This is a genomic window from Microbacterium sp. NPDC078428, assembly GCF_044542535.1.
Classification (GTDB): domain Bacteria; phylum Actinomycetota; class Actinomycetes; order Actinomycetales; family Microbacteriaceae; genus Microbacterium; species Microbacterium limosum.
Map to the genome: position 1 here is coordinate 439,023 of NZ_JBITUP010000002.1, position 14,508 is coordinate 453,530.

Below are 14,508 nucleotides of genomic sequence, written 5' to 3' on the forward strand. Positions count from 1 at the left end.
TGGGGTGGGTCAGCCTTTGACGCCGCCGGCGACCAGTCCGCCGACGATGCGGCGCTGGAAGATGACGACCAGGATGATCAGGGGGATGGATATGACGACGGACGCGGCGGCGATCGTGCCCAGGGGTTGCTCGTACTGCACCGAGCCGGTGAAGAACGCGATCGCGGCCGGGACGGTGCGCGCCTGGGGTGTGGATGTCAGCGTGATCGCCAAGAGGAACTCGTTCCAGGCGAAGATGAACGTCAGCAGGCCGGCCGTCACGATTCCGGGGGTGGACAGGGGCGCGACGACGCGGAGGAACGTCTGGAACTTGTTCAACCCGTCGAGTTCGGCGGCTTCCTCGATGTCGGCGGGGATCTCACGGAAGAACGTGGTCATGATGAACGTCGCCAGAGGCAGCGTGAACACCAGATACGGAAGAATCAGCCCGATCAGCGAGTCGTACAGCCCGATGTCGGTCCAGAGCGAGAACAACGGCGCGGCGATGGCGATGGCCGGGAAGGTCGTGACCGAGAGGATGCCGCCCAGGATCAGCGCCTTTCCGGGGACCCGCAGCCGCGCGAGCGCATACGCCGCAGGCGCCCCGACGATGATGGCGAGAGCGGTGGTCGACACCGCGACGATGGCCGAGTTGCGCAGCCCGAGGAGGAAGTCGCCGTCCTGGAAGACGGACGCGTAGTTGGCGAGGCTCGGGCTGCCGGGCAAGAGCGAGGCGCTGGAGAGCTCCGGCCCGGTTCGCAGCGACAGATTGACGAGCCAGTAGAACGGGAACAGGCAGAACGCGACCACCAGCACGACCGCGAGGGTGATGAGAATCGGCTTCAGGCGTTTCATCGGCCAGCCTCCTGTCCGGGACGCATCAGCCTGATGTAGATCACGGAGACCGCCATCACGACGATGAAGGTGATGACGGCGAGGGCGGATCCCAGGCCGATGATGCCGTTCTGCTGCAACTCCTGGAAGCTCAGCAGGGAGAGCGTGTTGGTCTCGTACGCACCCTTGGTGAGCACGTACGGCAGGTCGAAGATGCGCAGCGCATCCAGCGTGCGGAAGATCAGGGCGACGAGGATCGCCGGCCGCAGGAGCGGGAGCGTGATGCGCCAGAAGGTCTGCCAGGAGCTGGATCCATCGACGGACGCCGCTTCGTAGACCTCTTTCGAGATGCCCTGCAAGCCCGCGAGCAGCAGCAGCGCCATGAACGGCGCGGTCTTCCATACGTCGGCGACGATCATGACGATCAGGGCGTGGGGGCTCTGCCCCAGCCAGACGGTGTCGGCCGGGAGTCCCACGGCGCCGAGCACGGTGTTCACGAATCCGAGCGACGGGTCGAAGATCGATCGCCACATGATCGCGGTCACCACCGTCAGAACCGACCACGGCACGAGCACGACGGCGCGCAGGAACGCCTTGCCGCGGGCGAAGGCGTTCATGATGAGCGCCATGATCATCCCGAGCACCAGTTCCAGGAACACCGAGACGACGGTGAACACCAGCGTGGTGCGCAGCGCGGCCCAGAAGTCGGCCGAGCCGAGCGCGGCAAGGTAGTTGCCCAGGCCGAACGGCTCCGCCCACCGGGACAAGCCCGGCGTCTGCACGGAGTATTCGTGCAGAGACAGCCAGACGGCGTACCCGATCGGGAAGCCGGCGACGAGCACCATGATCAGCACGGTCGGGCTGATCATGGCGACGGCGAGGCGTCGTTCGCTGCGCCGCGCGCGCCCCAGGGAGACAGAAGTCATGGTTGAGAAGCTCTCGTCGTTCGTGGCGGGAGCGGGCGCCGGTCGTCGGCTCCCGCTCCCGCCCCGGGTGAGGTCAGAACGTGTTCAGGGCGTCGTTGATGTCGGAATCGGCCTGCTCGAGCGCCTCTTCCGGCGTGAGCTGACCCGACAGTGCCCTGTTGACGTTTTCGTAGATCGCCTGCGACACGAGCGAGTACACCGGCGTGACCGGCCGGCTCGTCGCCTGCTCGATTCCCCTCTCCAGCGTCTCCCAGAACGGCAGCGCCTGCTGCACCGCCGGGTCGTCGTAGACGTCGGACAGCGTGGCCGCCTGCCCCTTGAGCGCCGCGAGCGTCTGGCCCTCCGCCGACGTGATGAAGTCGACGGCCTTCAGGGCGGCGCCGGGGTTGGCGGAGTACTTGCTGACGACCATGTTCACGCCGCCGAGGATGCCGCTGCCATCGCCGGTTCCGCCGTCGAAGGGCGGAAGCGGCTCGATCTCGAAGCTGTCGGCGATCTCCGGGTTCTGCTTTCCGAGCACGTACGCGTATGTCCAGTTGCGCAGCAGCCCGGCCTGACCGGCCTCCCATGCGCGACGGCTCTCCTCCTCGGTGAAGGTGAGCACATCTCGGGGAGCTGCGCCGTCCTCGATTCCGTCGACCATGAACTGGAGCGCTGCGAGGTTCTCGGGCGAATCGATCGCGGAGCTCATGCCGTCTTCCGAGAGCACCTCACCGCCCGCCGCGTTCGCGATCTCCAGGAAGTTGACCGTGAGCCCCTCGTACGCCGAGCCCTGGTAGAGGATGCCGCCGGCCTGCTGGGCGTCCGCGTACGCGTTCTGCCATGTGGCCGGCCCCTCGCTGACTCGGTCGGTGCGCCAGAAGAGGAACCCGACGTTGGTGCCGAAGGGCACCGCCCAGTTCTTGCCGTCGTACTCCGTCGTGGAGAACGTCGACGGGATGAACTCGTCCGCGCGCGTCTCGACGTAGGGCGTCAGATCGTACAGGTAGCCCTTGTTCGCGAACTCCGCGGTCCACACGACGTCGGCACCGAAGATGTCGCACTCGTCCGACTTCGCCTCCTGGCGCTGCACGAACTGGTTGCGCCACTCGTCGGTGGACTCGGGGAACTCCAGCAGCTCGAGCGTGTGGCCGTCGGCCTCGAACTCGGCGTTGAAGGCGTCCACGATCGCCGTGAAGGCGCCGGACGAGTCCTTCTGCGCACACCACGTGATGGTGTCCGCGGGGGCGTCATCCATGGACGCCGGATCGATGGCGTCGCCGACGTCGGCCGAGCCTCCGGTGCCGCCGGCCGAGCATGCGGACACGGACAGGACGCTTAGCGCGAGAGCGGCTCCTACGGCGGCGCGTGCTGATCTTCTCATCATCGAGACACTCCTCGGTATTGGGTAGCCGCCCGTCTGGCGACCGGACGAAACTAGCACTCAAGCGCTTTAGTTACAAAATGTCGCCGCCCTATCAACACGTTGCTGTTGCGTTATAGTTCCCTCTGTGGGAACAAGGACGACCATGGCCGACATCGCGCGCCTCGCCGGGGTATCCTCGAGCGCCGTCTCTTTCGCACTGAACGGCCGGGAAGGCGTCTCGGAGAAGACGAGGGAACGCGTCATCAAGATCGCTGCCGATCTCGGCTGGTTTCCCAACGTCGCGGCGCGCGCCCTCACCGGCGCACCCGTCGCCGCCGTCGGCATCGTGCTCTCCCGGCCTCCGAGATCCCTCGGGGTCGATCCCTTCTACATGTCGTTCTTGTCCGGCCTCGAAACTCAGCTGAGCGAGACCGGTACGAGCCTGCTGATGCACATCGTCTCGACGCCCGAACAGGAGATTTCGACGTACCGCCGGTGGGCCACCGAACGGCGCGTGGACGGACTCGTCCTCCTCGACCTGCGCGTGAACGATGCCCGGCCCCCCGTCGTCCGCGAACTCGGCCTCCCTGCGGTCGTCGTCGGCGACCCCCGCTACGCCGGAGGGCTTCCTTCGGCCTGGACCGCGGACGCCGACGCGATCCGCGGAGCCGTCGCCCGGTTCGCCGAACTCGGGCACCGGCAATTGGCGCGCGTCAGCGAACGTTCGGACATGGCCCACACCCTCATTCGCACGCAGGCGTTCCTGGACGCCTGTGCAGAGTTCAACCTGCCGACGCCCCACCTGGTCGAAGCCGACGCCTCTGGCGACAGCGGGCGGGAGCAGACGCTCGCGCTGCTCAGGCAAGAACGTCGACCCACGGCCATCCAGTTCGACAACGATGTGATGGCCGTCGCCGCGCTCGGCGCCGTACGCGAGGCCGGGCTCAGCGTTCCGGATGACGTCTCCCTGCTCGCCTACGACGATTCCCTCCTCTGCGAGATCACGCATCCCCCGCTGTCCGCTCTGAGCCACGACGTCTACTCGTACGGCACTCACGTCGCGCATCTCCTCCAGCGCACCATCGACTCACCCGACATCAGCGCAGACGAGCTGGATGCCACCCCCGTCCTCGTCGAGCGGGGTTCGACAGGACCCGTGGTCGGTCCCAGCCGCTGACAGCTGCAGGCGTGCAGGCGCTCTCCGTGTGCTGGGATGGATGCCATGACCTCCTCCGGAACCGCCCTGTCCGTCACGATCGACGGCACGCCCGACCTGCCCGGCGAGGTCCTCAAGTCCCTCTACCGGATCACGCGACGCTCGACGACAGAGCTGCGCCGATCGATCGTGGCGGGCGATTCCGTGTACACCGCCGACCTCTTCGGAAGCGACCACGTCGAGGTCGCGCCGCGGCTGGAGAAGGCCGTCGACTACCTGCAGGGGCTCGGCATCCCCGTCGTCCTGCACGAGACGACCGACGGGCAGCGCGACGAGATCGCCCTCGAGACGATGCGCGAGATCCTGGCGGCCGGCGCCGAGTGAGGACGAGGGGTGGACGGCGGAATGCCCCAGGCCTGCTCGTCCTTTCACCCTCCATGCGATCGATCATCTACTCCCGCCCCGGTGACTCCTCCGTTCTGACCGCCGTCGAGCGCGACCTTCCGATCCCCGGCGCCGGCGAGGTGCGGGTTCGCATCACGGTCTCGGGCGTGAACCCGACCGACTGGAAGGCCCGCGCCGCCGCCAGCCGCCCCCTGCCGTTCGGAGAGGTGACGCCGAACCAGGACGGCGCCGGCGTCGTCGACGCCGTGGGCGAGGGCGTCGACGGGCTGTCTGCGGGCGACCGGGTCTGGCTCTTCCTCGCCGCCCACCAGCGCCCCACCGGCACCGCCCAGGAATTCACCGTCCTGCCCGCCGACCGCGTCGTGCGCCTGCCCGAGGGCATCGGCTTCGACATCGCCGCGAGCCTCGGCGTCCCCGCGATGACCGCGCACCGCGCGCTCACGGTGCACGAGTTCGGACCCGAACGCCTCGCTCCGGGCGCCCTCAGCGGCCGCGTCGTGCTGGTGCAGGGCGGTGCGGGCGCTGTCGGACACGCGGCGATCCAGCTCGCGACCTGGGCGGGCGCCACCGTCATCGCCACGGTCAGCAGCAAGAAGAAGGCGCAGCTCGCTCGCGCCGCGGGCGCGCACCATGTGCTCCGCTACCCCGACGATCGCCTCGCCGAGGCGATCGCAGACCTCGCGCCGGGCGGCGTCGACCACGTCGTGGAGGTGGCGCCCGCCCAGAACGCGGCGCTGGATGTCGCGGTGCTCGCCAACCACGGCAGCATCGCGTACTACGCCAACAACAATGGCGACCAGTTCACAGCGCCCATCATCGAGAGCTTCGCGAAGAACGTTCGCTGGCAGGGTCTCCTGCTCTACACGGTGGGCCGCGCAGCGCTCACCGCCGCGGCGGAGGACATCACGGCGGCGCTGGTCGACGGTGCCCTGCCCGTGGGCGAGGCCGCGGGTCTGCCGCTCACGTGGTTCCCGCTCGAGGAGACTGCGGCCGCGCACGACGCCGTCGAGCAGGGCGCGACCGGGAAGGTCCTCATCCGCGTCTCCGACGACGCCAGCTGACCCGCCAGCGCCGGCGGCGCGCCGAGCTCATCGTGCCGCGGCCTCGGAGATTCGGTCGCCCCGCTCCAAGGTCAGGGAGAGACTTGCGCGGGGAACGCTCGTTCTCTGTAGTCGTCCCCACACGGAGAGAACGCTCGTTCTCGTCCACGACCGAAGGAAGAGATCATGGGATACATCACCGTCGGAACCGAGAACTCCACCGACATCGAGCTCTACTACGAAGACCACGGCACGGGCCAGGCGGTCGTGCTCGTCCACGGGTATCCGCTCGACCGGTCCTCTACGACACCTTCGCCGCAGACCTCGACGCCGTGCTCACGGCGCTGGATCTGACCGACGTCATCCTCGTCGGCTTCTCGATGGGCACCGGCGAGCTCGCGCGGTACGCGAAGCTCTTCGGCACCGACCGCGTCGCCAAGTTCGCCTTCCTCGCTTCCCTCGAGCCCGGAATGCTCGGCCAGGGCGTGCCCGCGTCGACGTTCGACGGAATCGCCGAGACGGCGAAGGCCGATCGGTTCGCGTGGTTCACCCAGTTCTTCCATAACTTCTACAACCTCGATGACACCCTGGGCTCGCGCATCTCGCAGGAGGTCGTGACGGCCAACTGGAACACCGCGACCGGCAGCGCCCCCGTCGCAGCGTACGCAGCGGTGCCGACATGGATCGAAGACTTCACGGCGGATGTCGCGGCCGTCGCCGCCAGCGGCAAGCCCGCGCTCATCGCGCACGGCACCGCCGACAACATCCTGCCCATCGACGCGACGGGCCGCCCGTTCCGCGCCGCCGTGCCCCAGGCGGAGTACCACGAGATCGAGGGCGCCCCGCACGGCATGCTGTGGACGCACGCGGAAGAGGTCAACGCCGTCCTGCTTCCGTTCGCGAAGGACTGAGCTCGCTCCCCGATCATCACGAAGAGATAACGGCAGATCCTTGCCCGCCGTTATCTGGTCGTTATAGAGTGCAGGCACGGTAGTTGTTTTGCTGTGGCAGCTGCCGACATGTGATTGCAGGACACTCTTGGTGCAAAGGGACAAGGGCCGGTCGGAAGCCTCTCCGACCGGCCCTTACTTGTGTCTCGCGGTGTGTCCCCGATGACGGCGCGGTGGCGGACGCGCCGCGTCGGTGCACTCCCGCGACGCCTCAGCCTCCGGCGACGCCCGTCGGCCGGTACCGCTGCACGACCACCCCAGACCGGAACTCCCGACGCTCGACGAGCTCGAGCGCGATCTGTTCTCGCAGACCGGCGAGCAGCGTCGGCCCGCGTCCGGCGAGGACCGGATGCACGACGAAGGTGTACTCGTCGATGATTCCCCACTCCGCCAGCGCATGCGGGAGCTGCACTCCGCCCACCGACAAGCCCGTCCCCGGCTCCTCCTTGAGTCGCCGCACGGCGCGCTCGAGATCTCCGCGCACGAGCTCGGCATTCCAATCCACCTCCGTCAGCGTGCTCGACACGACGTACTTCTTCTTCCGGTCGATCGCCTCGGCGAACGCGACCTCCGACTCGTTCATCCAGTCGGGCCACACCCCGTCGGCCGGGCGTCGCCAGGCCGACTCCATCAGCTCGTACGTCGCCCGGCCGAAGATCTCTGCATCCACTGCATCCATCTCAGCGGTCCAGAAACGCATGGACTCCTCGTCGGGGGGAAGACCCGCCTCGTGGTGGCAGCACCCGTCGAGCGTGACGTTGATCGCGTATCGCAGTGGTCTCATCACGTCGCTCTCCCCCGATGCGCACCGCCCGTTTCACCGGAACGTAGCAGAGCCCGCTCACGCTGTCATCAGCGTGCGCCGGCTGCGCGGAGCAGCGGCGCGGATGTCGAATCTAGGGATTGTTGTCGAAGCTCGACCTACCTGATGTGGGATTTTCTTCACATCCGCGCCTTGGTGGAGGACGATCTTTCTCACAGGAGTTGTTACGATCCGTCGCCAGCAGCACACCTGCTTAGGGGGACTCGTTTGTGAGGTTGGCACAGTGACAGCGGCGATCGAGACGATGGGATTGTTGGTGAAGTGCCGGGGTCGCTGTAGTCCAGTCAGTGGGCGTTGCCGAGTCCGCCGGTGAGGCGGCCGTGGAATCGGGCGGTGGCGTCGTTCATGCCGGTGAAGGTTACTGTCTTGCCGAGGTGTTCGTATTTGGTGTGGATGGCGTCGAGGGCTGCGACGGTGGATGCGTCCCAGACGTGGGAGCGGGTTAGGTCGACGACGACGCGGTCGGGGTCGTGGGTGTACTCGAACTGCGTGGTGAGGTCGTTGCTGGAGGCGAAGAACAGTTCACCGTCGACCGTGTAGCGGGCGGTGGGCTGCCCGTCCAGGTCGGTGATCTCGCGGGTCACGGTGGTGAAGTGCGCGACGCGGCGGGCAAACAGGATCATCGCGGCGATCACGCCAACGCCGACGCCGATGGCGAGGTTGTGGGTCCAGACGGTGATGCCGACGGTGACGACCATGACGAGGGTCTCGCTAAGCGGCATGCGCTTGAGGGTGCTGGGGCGGATGCTGTGCCAGTCGAACGTGGCGACGGAGACGACGATCATCACGGCGACGAGGGCTGCCATCGGGATGACGGCGACGATGTCTCCCAGCACAAGCACCAGCACGAGGACGAAGACGCCGGCGAGAAACGTGGAGATCCGGGTGCGGGCTCCGGACGCTTTCACGTTGATCATCGTCTGCCCGATCATCGCGCAGCCGCCCATGCCACCGAACGCGCCGGAGAGAATGTTCGCCGCCCCCTGAGCCCATGCCTCGCGGGTCTTTCGGGAGTGGGTGTCGGTGATGTCATCGACGAGTTTCGCGGTCATGAGGGATTCGAGGAGTCCGACGATGGCCATCGCGGCGGCGAACGGGAAGATGATGCCGAGGGTGTCCAGGGTGAGCGGGACGTTGGGGATGAACAGTTCGGGCAGGCTCTGCGGGAGTTGTCCCTGATCGCCGACGGTGGGGACGCTGATGCCGAACACGACAGCAGCGCCAGTGAGCAGGACGATGGCGATCAGAGGCGCGGGGACCACACGGGTGAGCAGGGGCATCAGATACATGATGAGCAGGCCCACGATCACGAGCGGGTAAACCATCCATGGCACCCCGAGCAGCTGCGGGACCTGCGAGATGAAGATCAGGATGGCGAGGGCGTTGACAAACCCGACCATGACGCTGCGGGGGATGAACCGCATCAGCTTCGCCACCCCGAGAAGTGCGAGCACGATCTGGATGAGCCCACCGAGGATCACGGTCGCGATGAAGTAGTCCATCCCGTATTCACGAGCAACAGGTGCGATGACCAGCGCGATCGCACCGGTCGCGGCAGTGATCATGGCGGGCCGGCCACCGAGGAACGCGATCGCGACCGCCATCACGAACGACGAGAACAGGCCCACTCGGGGGTCGACGCCGGCGATGATCGAGAAGGCGATTGCTTCGGGGATCAGCGCGATAGCGACAACGAGTCCGGCGAGGACTTCGCGGGTGAGGATGCGTGGGCTGCGCAGCGCCTGCAGCACGGTCGGTTCGATCCGGTACCGAGTTGTGGGGTCTTGGGTGGGCACGACAGCCGTCACGGTGCTCCTTCGTAGTCGGCGGGGTGCAAGCCCGCAGGAAGGCGCTCCGTTGCGCCGGGAAGTCTCAGAGATTCGGGAGAGGATGGATGCTGCACGACAGGGTGCGCGCGAACAACGAGACTCTAACGTAACGTGAGGGTTGAAGGAAATCGGGGATCATGACTGACGCGTCGATGCACATCGGTGAACTGGCCGAGCGCACCGGGCTGTCACTGCGGACCCTCCGCCACTACGACGAGCTCGGGCTCGTCACTCCGTCTGGCCGCACCGATGGCGGGTTCCGCCTCTACACCGCCGATGACGAGGCGCGGGTGATGCTGATCCGCCGAATGAAGCCCCTCGGTTACAGCCTCGAGCAAATGCGCGAGCTGCTCGACCTGATGGACCGCGTCGATGCTCACCCGCACGATCCGGCAGTCGAAACTCAGCTGGAGAGCGTTCGAGATGAAGCGCTCGAACGGCGCGACCGCCTCAAGGCCCAACTCGCCGCAGCTGAAGAGTTCCTCACTCAACTCCAGTCCCGCTCCGCGAATACCTAGGGCATCTCATTGCGCTGTCGTGCCGATACGCGCGCGCGATCGTGGAGTCGATCGAGACCACAGTCGACCTCTCTGGCGGCGTCGGCCTGCGTCTGAAGCTCCCGCGAGCATTATCTGCCGGATGCCATCCGCGGCCCACCGAACGTCGTCGCACGCGGCAGTGGCGGACTTCAACTTCCGACTTGCCCGCGAAGCTCCATGGCACATGGGGCATTCCCTCTAGCTAATCGATGACGCGTACTTCTTTCCAGAACGCGACATAGTTCGCGTACTCCCCGAACCGCTTCACGGAAGCGGGGAATGGGTCCGGGTACGACCAGGCGCGGTCAGCGAGAACGGTGTCCCCGCTGCGGATGTTCATGTACTGGCATGCGCCCTTCAGTGGGCAGGCGTACGGGGTCGAGCTGGGCGAGACGTGCTCGAAGTTCACGCGGGACGGCGGAAAGTACCAGTTCCCTTCGATGGATAGCAGCTCCTCGCGGGGCGCTTCTGCCAGGATCGTGTCACCGAGTACGGCCTTCATCTTTCCTCCTGTCGTTTGCCGTCGACAGACGGACCGCATCACCGTATCTGCGGCGCGCGACGCCGGTCGGTGACGCAGATCACACTCGCCTTCGCCTCAGGTGTGGTCTCATCGAGAAGCGCGACCGGCGCGGTCGGGAGACTCGGCGTCGAAAATGCCGACGAGGGAGTGTGAATATGGCGTTGTTGCGGTTGCTTCGCGCGTGGGAGCTTACGACACGAGCAATCCACCCGGTCAGTCGCGCGGCCCTTGATCGTCGGTGGGCCGAGCTCCCTGCGCATGTCAAGACGCCGAATCAGTTGCTCGGCCGCAGCGCGATCGGCTGCGAGGGAACCCACGGGGTCTTCCCGAAGTGCGATCTGACCTGCTCGCCCTGCTATCACTCCGCGGACGCAAACAAGGTGCGCGTCGACGGCGACCACACGCGCGAGCAGGTCGACGCTCAGATGCGGCTGCTGAATGAGATCCGAGGTCCGCGCGCTCACGCTCAGCTGATCGGCGGAGAGGTCAGCCTCTTGTCGGCGGCCGACCACGCGGCGGCGCTGCAAGCGATGCGTAAGTATGGGCGCGAGCCGATGTCGATGACCCATGGCGACTTCGACCCGGAGTACCTCCGCGATGTGGTGCTCGATGCGGACGGGATCCCCCGATTCGAGCGCGTGTCCTTCGCGGCGCACTTCGACTCGTTGATGCGTGGCCGACGCGGTGCCGTGAGGCCGCGCTCGGAGGCGGAGCTCGACCCCTTCCGCGCCCGCTTCGCGCAGATGTTCGTCGACCTCGAAAGGGATCACGGCGTTCGCTCGTACCTTGCGCACAACATGACGGTCACGCCGTCGAATCTCGACGAAGTGGCGTCGACGACGCGGGCGGTGCTCGAGATGCCCTTCGACATGCTGTCCTTTCAGCCGGCGGCGTTCGTGGGAGATGATCGCCGGTGGAAGGAGGACTTCACCGAAGTTTCGATCGACCGCGTCTGGCAGCAGATCGAAGAGGGCGCGGGGCAACAGCTGTCGTGGCAGGGCACCCAGTTCGGTGATCCCCGCTGCAACCGCTACGCCACCGGACTACGGGTGGACGGGCGCTTCGTCGCGTTGGTCGACGCGGCTGATCCGCGGGATCTCGCCGCGCGGGATCGGCTGCTCGCACATCACGGCGGGATGATCTTCGGCGGCACGAGCACGCCTGTCCTGGTGACGAAGATCATCCGGGCCGTTGCGCGTCATCCCCTGGACGTCGGGGTGCTCATTTCACATGTCCGCCGGGTGGTGAGGCGTGCCGGTGGACTCGCCCGCGTGCTCAGCGCAGCGCGGCGTCGGCGCATCCGCTCATCGAGCTTCGTCGTGCACAATTTCATGGATGCCGTCCAGGTGGCGCCGGCATGGGAGCTCATGGAGCGGGGGGTGCGCAGCGATGATCCGCTGCTGCGTGAGACGCAGGAGCGCCTTGGGGCATGCATGTACGCCATGAGCCACCCCGAATCGGGTCGATTGGTGCCCGCGTGCGTCCAGCATTCGGTGCTCGATCCGGCCGAGAACATCGAGCTGCGTCGCCTGCTGCCCCTCGCGCCGCGGTCGTCGATCACGGCACGGCCCTCGGGGCTCACCGAGGTACGACCGACGGGGCACCCGGAGCGAAGCAGACTCTAGCAATCCCTCCGACCTCGATCTCGGCGCCGGGCGGAATCTCCGCGACGAGCTCCGCCGCTCCGCGCCGCAGCGTGAGTGTTCGCCGGGCACCGGCCCGGGCGAGCTCCGAGACCGTCCCGCTGTAGGTGGGTGCGGCGGTTGTCTCGCCGTCGGTGAGCACGCGTATGGATTCGGGTCTGACGACGAGTATCCCCGGGCCGCTGAGGGTGCCGGGCTCGATGGGGACGAGTCCGAGGTCTGAGGCGTGGACGCCATCCGTCACCAGGCCGTCGATCGTGTTTCGTCCTCCCATCAGACGTGCCACAGCCAGGCTCGCCGGTCGGTGGTAGATCCGATCGACCGTGTCGTACTGCAGCAGTGTGCCGTCCTCGACGACGGCGATGCGATCCGCCACAGCGGCCGCCTCGTCACGGTCGTGAGTCACCAGCACGACGGTCGGGGGAAGCTCCGACTGGAGACGGTCGAGGAGTTCATGCATGTCGCTGCGGAAGGCGGGATCGAGAGCGCTGAAGGGTTCGTCGAGCAGCAGGATCGTGGGCTGCGATGCGAGCGTGCGGGCGATCGCGATGCGCTGCTGCTGACCGCCTGAGAGCGTGGAGACGGGGCGCGACGCGAAGTCCGCCAGCTGCACGAGAGCGAGGTACGGGCGTGCGCGGTCGCGGGCCACGCGGCGCGATGATCCCTGCGCACGCATGGGGAAGGCGACGTTGTCGAGCACGTTCAGATGCGGGAAGAGCAGCGGGCGCTGAAAAACCATGCCGATGCCGCGGCGCTCGGGAACGATCCCCGTCACATCGCGTCCGTTCAGGAGAATCTGTCCATCGCTCGGGTTTTCGAGTCCCGCGATGATGAGGAGTGTGCTCTTGCCGGAGCCGCTCGGTCCCAGGATGGCCGTGCGCGTCCCGGTCAGGATGTCGAGGTTGATTCCGGTGAGAGCAGGGACCGGATGCGACGCGTACTCCTTGGTCACGGACTGCAGGGTGATGGCGGCAATCATGGTGCTCCCTTTGTCGGCCTGCGATCGCGAGCGAGAAGAAGCAGCAGTGCCAGTGGCGGCACGAGGGCGGCGAGCGAGAGCACGGCAACCATGGCATCGTTTCCTACGCCGCTCGCGGCGGAGGCCGCGATCAGAGGAAGAGTGATGATCTGCCCACCGCCGATCATCACCGTGACGATGTAGTCGCTCCACGCCACGAGGAACGCAAGGAAAGCAGACCGGGCGAGCGCTGGGGCGAGAAGGGGAACCTGGACGCGCCAGAGCACGTGTGCCTGTGTTGCGCCGAGGGTGCGCGCTTCTTCCTCATAGCCCAAATCGTGCGCGGCGTACGCGGCACGCATCGAGAAGACGGTGTACGGCATGGCCATGACCACCAGCACCAGCCCAGCCAGCGCGGGGATCTGCGCACGCAGCAGCAGGACATTCATGCCGAGCGCCCCCGCGAACGGCGGTAGGAGGATCGGTGCGAATAGCACAGCGCTGAGAGTCCGCGGCATCGGCGCCCACCCGAACGCGAGCGCTCGTCCGAGGATCGCGCCCAGCGGCGTCGCGATCGCAGCGACGACGATGCCCAGCCCGACGGAAGTGCCGAGCGCGGCGAGCCCACCCTGCGAGATTGCGGAAGAAAGTCCCGCGACTCCCCAGTCCGTGGGGAGCAGAGACGGGAACCGCCACGTGTCCGCGGCCGACCAGACAATGAGGGGCAGAAAAGGGAGCGTCAACCAGATCGCCAGTGACGTTCCCAGGCCCAGTCGGGCGAGTCGCGAGGATCCCCCGGACGTCGTGAGCGGGCGGCCGGGATCGCCGGGGAGCCGGCGATCGGCTCGTGTCGCAGTGCCGTCAGCGGGGAGCTGTCTGATGGAGAGCGTCATCGCCATGCCGCCGATCGTCGGAGCGCGGCGAAGGCGAGACCCACCGCGGCCGCCGACAGGCCGACGATCGTCATCGCGACCGCAGCGGCAACTGGACGCGCCGTGAGGCTGACTTCGCCGTAGAGGCGGAAGGCCATCACGGACAGGGGCTCGGGATATGTGCGGCCCAGCAGCCAGGCCACCTCGTACGAGCCGAGGACATAGACGAAGCCGATCGTTCCCGCGATGATGATCGACGGCCACGCCAGCGGGAGCAGCACGAGGCGCAGTCGCGCGCGACGCCCCGCGCCCAGCAAGGCCGCCGTCTCATCGAATCGCGCGACCCGTGTGACCAGGGTCCCGGCCACGACAAGCGCGACGAATGCCGATTCCTTCCACGCGTACTCCACAATCACCGCCGACCACCACGGCCCGCCGACGAACGAGGGCCACGACGCGGCTGGGATTTGCAGCATGCGGGCGATCACGCCCGAGTCCGCCAGCAGCAGCCCGATCGCCGCCGCCCCGATCAGGTGTGGAACGGTGACAGTGGCAGCGCTCAACCCGAGCAGCGCGCGAGAGGTCCACCCTCCCTGGGCTGACCCCGTTTTGTAGGTCCGTTGGTTTTGAGAGTCGTCCTGTCGCCCGCGGTTGCGGGCAGGGAGACTGGTCAGATCATGTCGAAC

General features: G+C 67.0%; 14 protein-coding genes and 1 pseudogene. 6 read left to right on the forward strand and 9 right to left on the reverse strand.

Features of this window, described 5'->3' with window-relative positions:
- Positions 1-9: 9 nt before the first annotated feature.
- The 3 genes from ACIGCK_RS06275 to ACIGCK_RS06285 all read right to left on the reverse strand — a co-directional run bounded on the left by ACIGCK_RS06275 (position 10) and on the right by ACIGCK_RS06285 (position 3,045).
- Positions 10-834, reverse strand: a complete 825-nt coding sequence (locus tag ACIGCK_RS06275) for a carbohydrate ABC transporter permease (protein WP_396664683.1) — start codon at positions 832-834, stop codon at positions 10-12.
- Positions 831-1,739, reverse strand: a complete 909-nt coding sequence (locus ACIGCK_RS06280; RefSeq protein ID WP_396664685.1) for a carbohydrate ABC transporter permease — start codon at positions 1,737-1,739, stop codon at positions 831-833. The genes ACIGCK_RS06275 and ACIGCK_RS06280 overlap by 4 nt, the downstream gene beginning before the upstream one ends.
- Before the next feature lie 73 nt (positions 1,740-1,812).
- A complete protein-coding gene (locus ACIGCK_RS06285; protein WP_396664687.1) occupies positions 1,813-3,045 on the reverse strand; it encodes an ABC transporter substrate-binding protein in 1,233 nt (410 codons plus the stop codon).
- 202 nt (positions 3,046-3,247) lie between these two features.
- On the opposite strand from ACIGCK_RS06285, the gene ACIGCK_RS06290 reads away from it, so the two are divergent.
- The 4 genes and pseudogenes from ACIGCK_RS06290 to ACIGCK_RS06305 all read left to right on the forward strand — a co-directional run bounded on the left by ACIGCK_RS06290 (position 3,248) and on the right by ACIGCK_RS06305 (position 6,596).
- The gene (locus tag ACIGCK_RS06290) at positions 3,248-4,261 is read left to right on the forward strand and encodes a LacI family DNA-binding transcriptional regulator (RefSeq protein WP_396664689.1); all 1,014 of its coding nucleotides are present in this window, start codon (positions 3,248-3,250) and stop codon (positions 4,259-4,261) included.
- A gap of 45 nt (positions 4,262-4,306) precedes the next feature.
- Positions 4,307-4,624 (forward strand): hypothetical protein, encoded by a 318-nt coding sequence (locus ACIGCK_RS06295; RefSeq protein ID WP_396664691.1) that lies wholly within the window; start codon positions 4,307-4,309, stop codon positions 4,622-4,624.
- A 53-nt stretch (positions 4,625-4,677) separates the two neighbouring features.
- Positions 4,678-5,706, forward strand: a complete 1,029-nt coding sequence (locus tag ACIGCK_RS06300; protein ID WP_396664693.1) for an NADPH:quinone reductase — start codon at positions 4,678-4,680, stop codon at positions 5,704-5,706.
- A 165-nt stretch (positions 5,707-5,871) separates the two neighbouring features.
- Positions 5,872-6,596 (forward strand): annotated as a pseudogene (locus ACIGCK_RS06305) (alpha/beta fold hydrolase).
- Between the two features lie 250 nt (positions 6,597-6,846).
- On the opposite strand, the gene ACIGCK_RS06310 reads toward ACIGCK_RS06305, so the two are convergent.
- Together ACIGCK_RS06310 and ACIGCK_RS06315 are read right to left on the reverse strand one after the other, a co-directional pair.
- Positions 6,847-7,419: a dihydrofolate reductase family protein gene (locus tag ACIGCK_RS06310; RefSeq protein WP_396664727.1), complete on the reverse strand. Its 573-nt coding sequence runs from the start codon at positions 7,417-7,419 to the stop codon at positions 6,847-6,849.
- Positions 7,420-7,742: 323 nt separating this feature from the next.
- Positions 7,743-9,266: a SulP family inorganic anion transporter gene (locus ACIGCK_RS06315; protein ID WP_396664695.1), complete on the reverse strand. Its 1,524-nt coding sequence runs from the start codon at positions 9,264-9,266 to the stop codon at positions 7,743-7,745.
- A gap of 158 nt (positions 9,267-9,424) precedes the next feature.
- On the opposite strand from ACIGCK_RS06315, the gene ACIGCK_RS06320 reads away from it, so the two are divergent.
- A complete protein-coding gene (locus ACIGCK_RS06320; RefSeq protein WP_396664697.1) occupies positions 9,425-9,805 on the forward strand; it encodes a MerR family transcriptional regulator in 381 nt (126 codons plus the stop codon).
- A 223-nt stretch (positions 9,806-10,028) separates the two neighbouring features.
- Here ACIGCK_RS06320 and ACIGCK_RS06325 read toward each other — a convergent pair whose 3' ends face one another.
- Positions 10,029-10,328 carry a DUF427 domain-containing protein gene (locus ACIGCK_RS06325; protein ID WP_396664698.1) on the reverse strand — a complete coding sequence of 100 codons (300 nt, stop codon included), beginning with the start codon at positions 10,326-10,328 and terminating at the stop codon, positions 10,029-10,031.
- Between the two features lie 299 nt (positions 10,329-10,627).
- On the opposite strand from ACIGCK_RS06325, the gene ACIGCK_RS06330 reads away from it, so the two are divergent.
- Complete coding sequence (locus ACIGCK_RS06330) at positions 10,628-11,974, forward strand: hypothetical protein (protein WP_396664700.1); 1,347 nt, start codon at positions 10,628-10,630, stop codon at positions 11,972-11,974.
- On the opposite strand, the gene ACIGCK_RS06335 is transcribed toward ACIGCK_RS06330, so the two are convergent.
- Genes ACIGCK_RS06335 through ACIGCK_RS06345 form a run of 3 tightly spaced genes read right to left on the reverse strand, consistent with a single transcriptional unit; the run spans position 11,928 to position 14,496 of the window.
- Positions 11,928-12,971 carry an ABC transporter ATP-binding protein gene (locus ACIGCK_RS06335; protein ID WP_396664702.1) on the reverse strand — a complete coding sequence of 348 codons (1,044 nt, stop codon included), beginning with the start codon at positions 12,969-12,971 and terminating at the stop codon, positions 11,928-11,930. The genes ACIGCK_RS06330 and ACIGCK_RS06335 overlap by 47 nt on opposite strands.
- Positions 12,968-13,849, reverse strand: a complete 882-nt coding sequence (locus ACIGCK_RS06340) for an ABC transporter permease (RefSeq protein ID WP_396664704.1) — start codon at positions 13,847-13,849, stop codon at positions 12,968-12,970. The genes ACIGCK_RS06335 and ACIGCK_RS06340 overlap by 4 nt, the downstream gene beginning before the upstream one ends.
- Complete coding sequence (locus tag ACIGCK_RS06345; protein ID WP_396664729.1) at positions 13,840-14,496, reverse strand: ABC transporter permease subunit; 657 nt, start codon at positions 14,494-14,496, stop codon at positions 13,840-13,842. The genes ACIGCK_RS06340 and ACIGCK_RS06345 overlap by 10 nt, the downstream gene beginning before the upstream one ends.
- Between the last annotated feature and the right edge of the window lie 12 nt (positions 14,497-14,508).

Coding starts and splice junctions, on each gene's coding strand:
- ACIGCK_RS06320 (WP_396664697.1), top strand. CDS start 9,425: ATGACTGACGCGTCGATGCACATCGGTGAACTGGCCGAGCGCACCGGG.
- ACIGCK_RS06325 (WP_396664698.1), bottom strand. CDS start 10,328: ATGAAGGCCGTACTCGGTGACACGATCCTGGCAGAAGCGCCCCGCGAG.
- ACIGCK_RS06340 (WP_396664704.1), bottom strand. CDS start 13,849: ATGGCGATGACGCTCTCCATCAGACAGCTCCCCGCTGACGGCACTGCG.
- ACIGCK_RS06310 (WP_396664727.1), bottom strand. CDS start 7,419: ATGAGACCACTGCGATACGCGATCAACGTCACGCTCGACGGGTGCTGC.
- ACIGCK_RS06280 (WP_396664685.1), bottom strand. CDS start 1,739: ATGACTTCTGTCTCCCTGGGGCGCGCGCGGCGCAGCGAACGACGCCTC.
- ACIGCK_RS06335 (WP_396664702.1), bottom strand. CDS start 12,971: ATGATTGCCGCCATCACCCTGCAGTCCGTGACCAAGGAGTACGCGTCG.
- ACIGCK_RS06290 (WP_396664689.1), top strand. CDS start 3,248: ATGGCCGACATCGCGCGCCTCGCCGGGGTATCCTCGAGCGCCGTCTCT.
- ACIGCK_RS06295 (WP_396664691.1), top strand. CDS start 4,307: ATGACCTCCTCCGGAACCGCCCTGTCCGTCACGATCGACGGCACGCCC.
- ACIGCK_RS06300 (WP_396664693.1), top strand. CDS start 4,678: ATGCGATCGATCATCTACTCCCGCCCCGGTGACTCCTCCGTTCTGACC.
- ACIGCK_RS06275 (WP_396664683.1), bottom strand. CDS start 834: ATGAAACGCCTGAAGCCGATTCTCATCACCCTCGCGGTCGTGCTGGTG.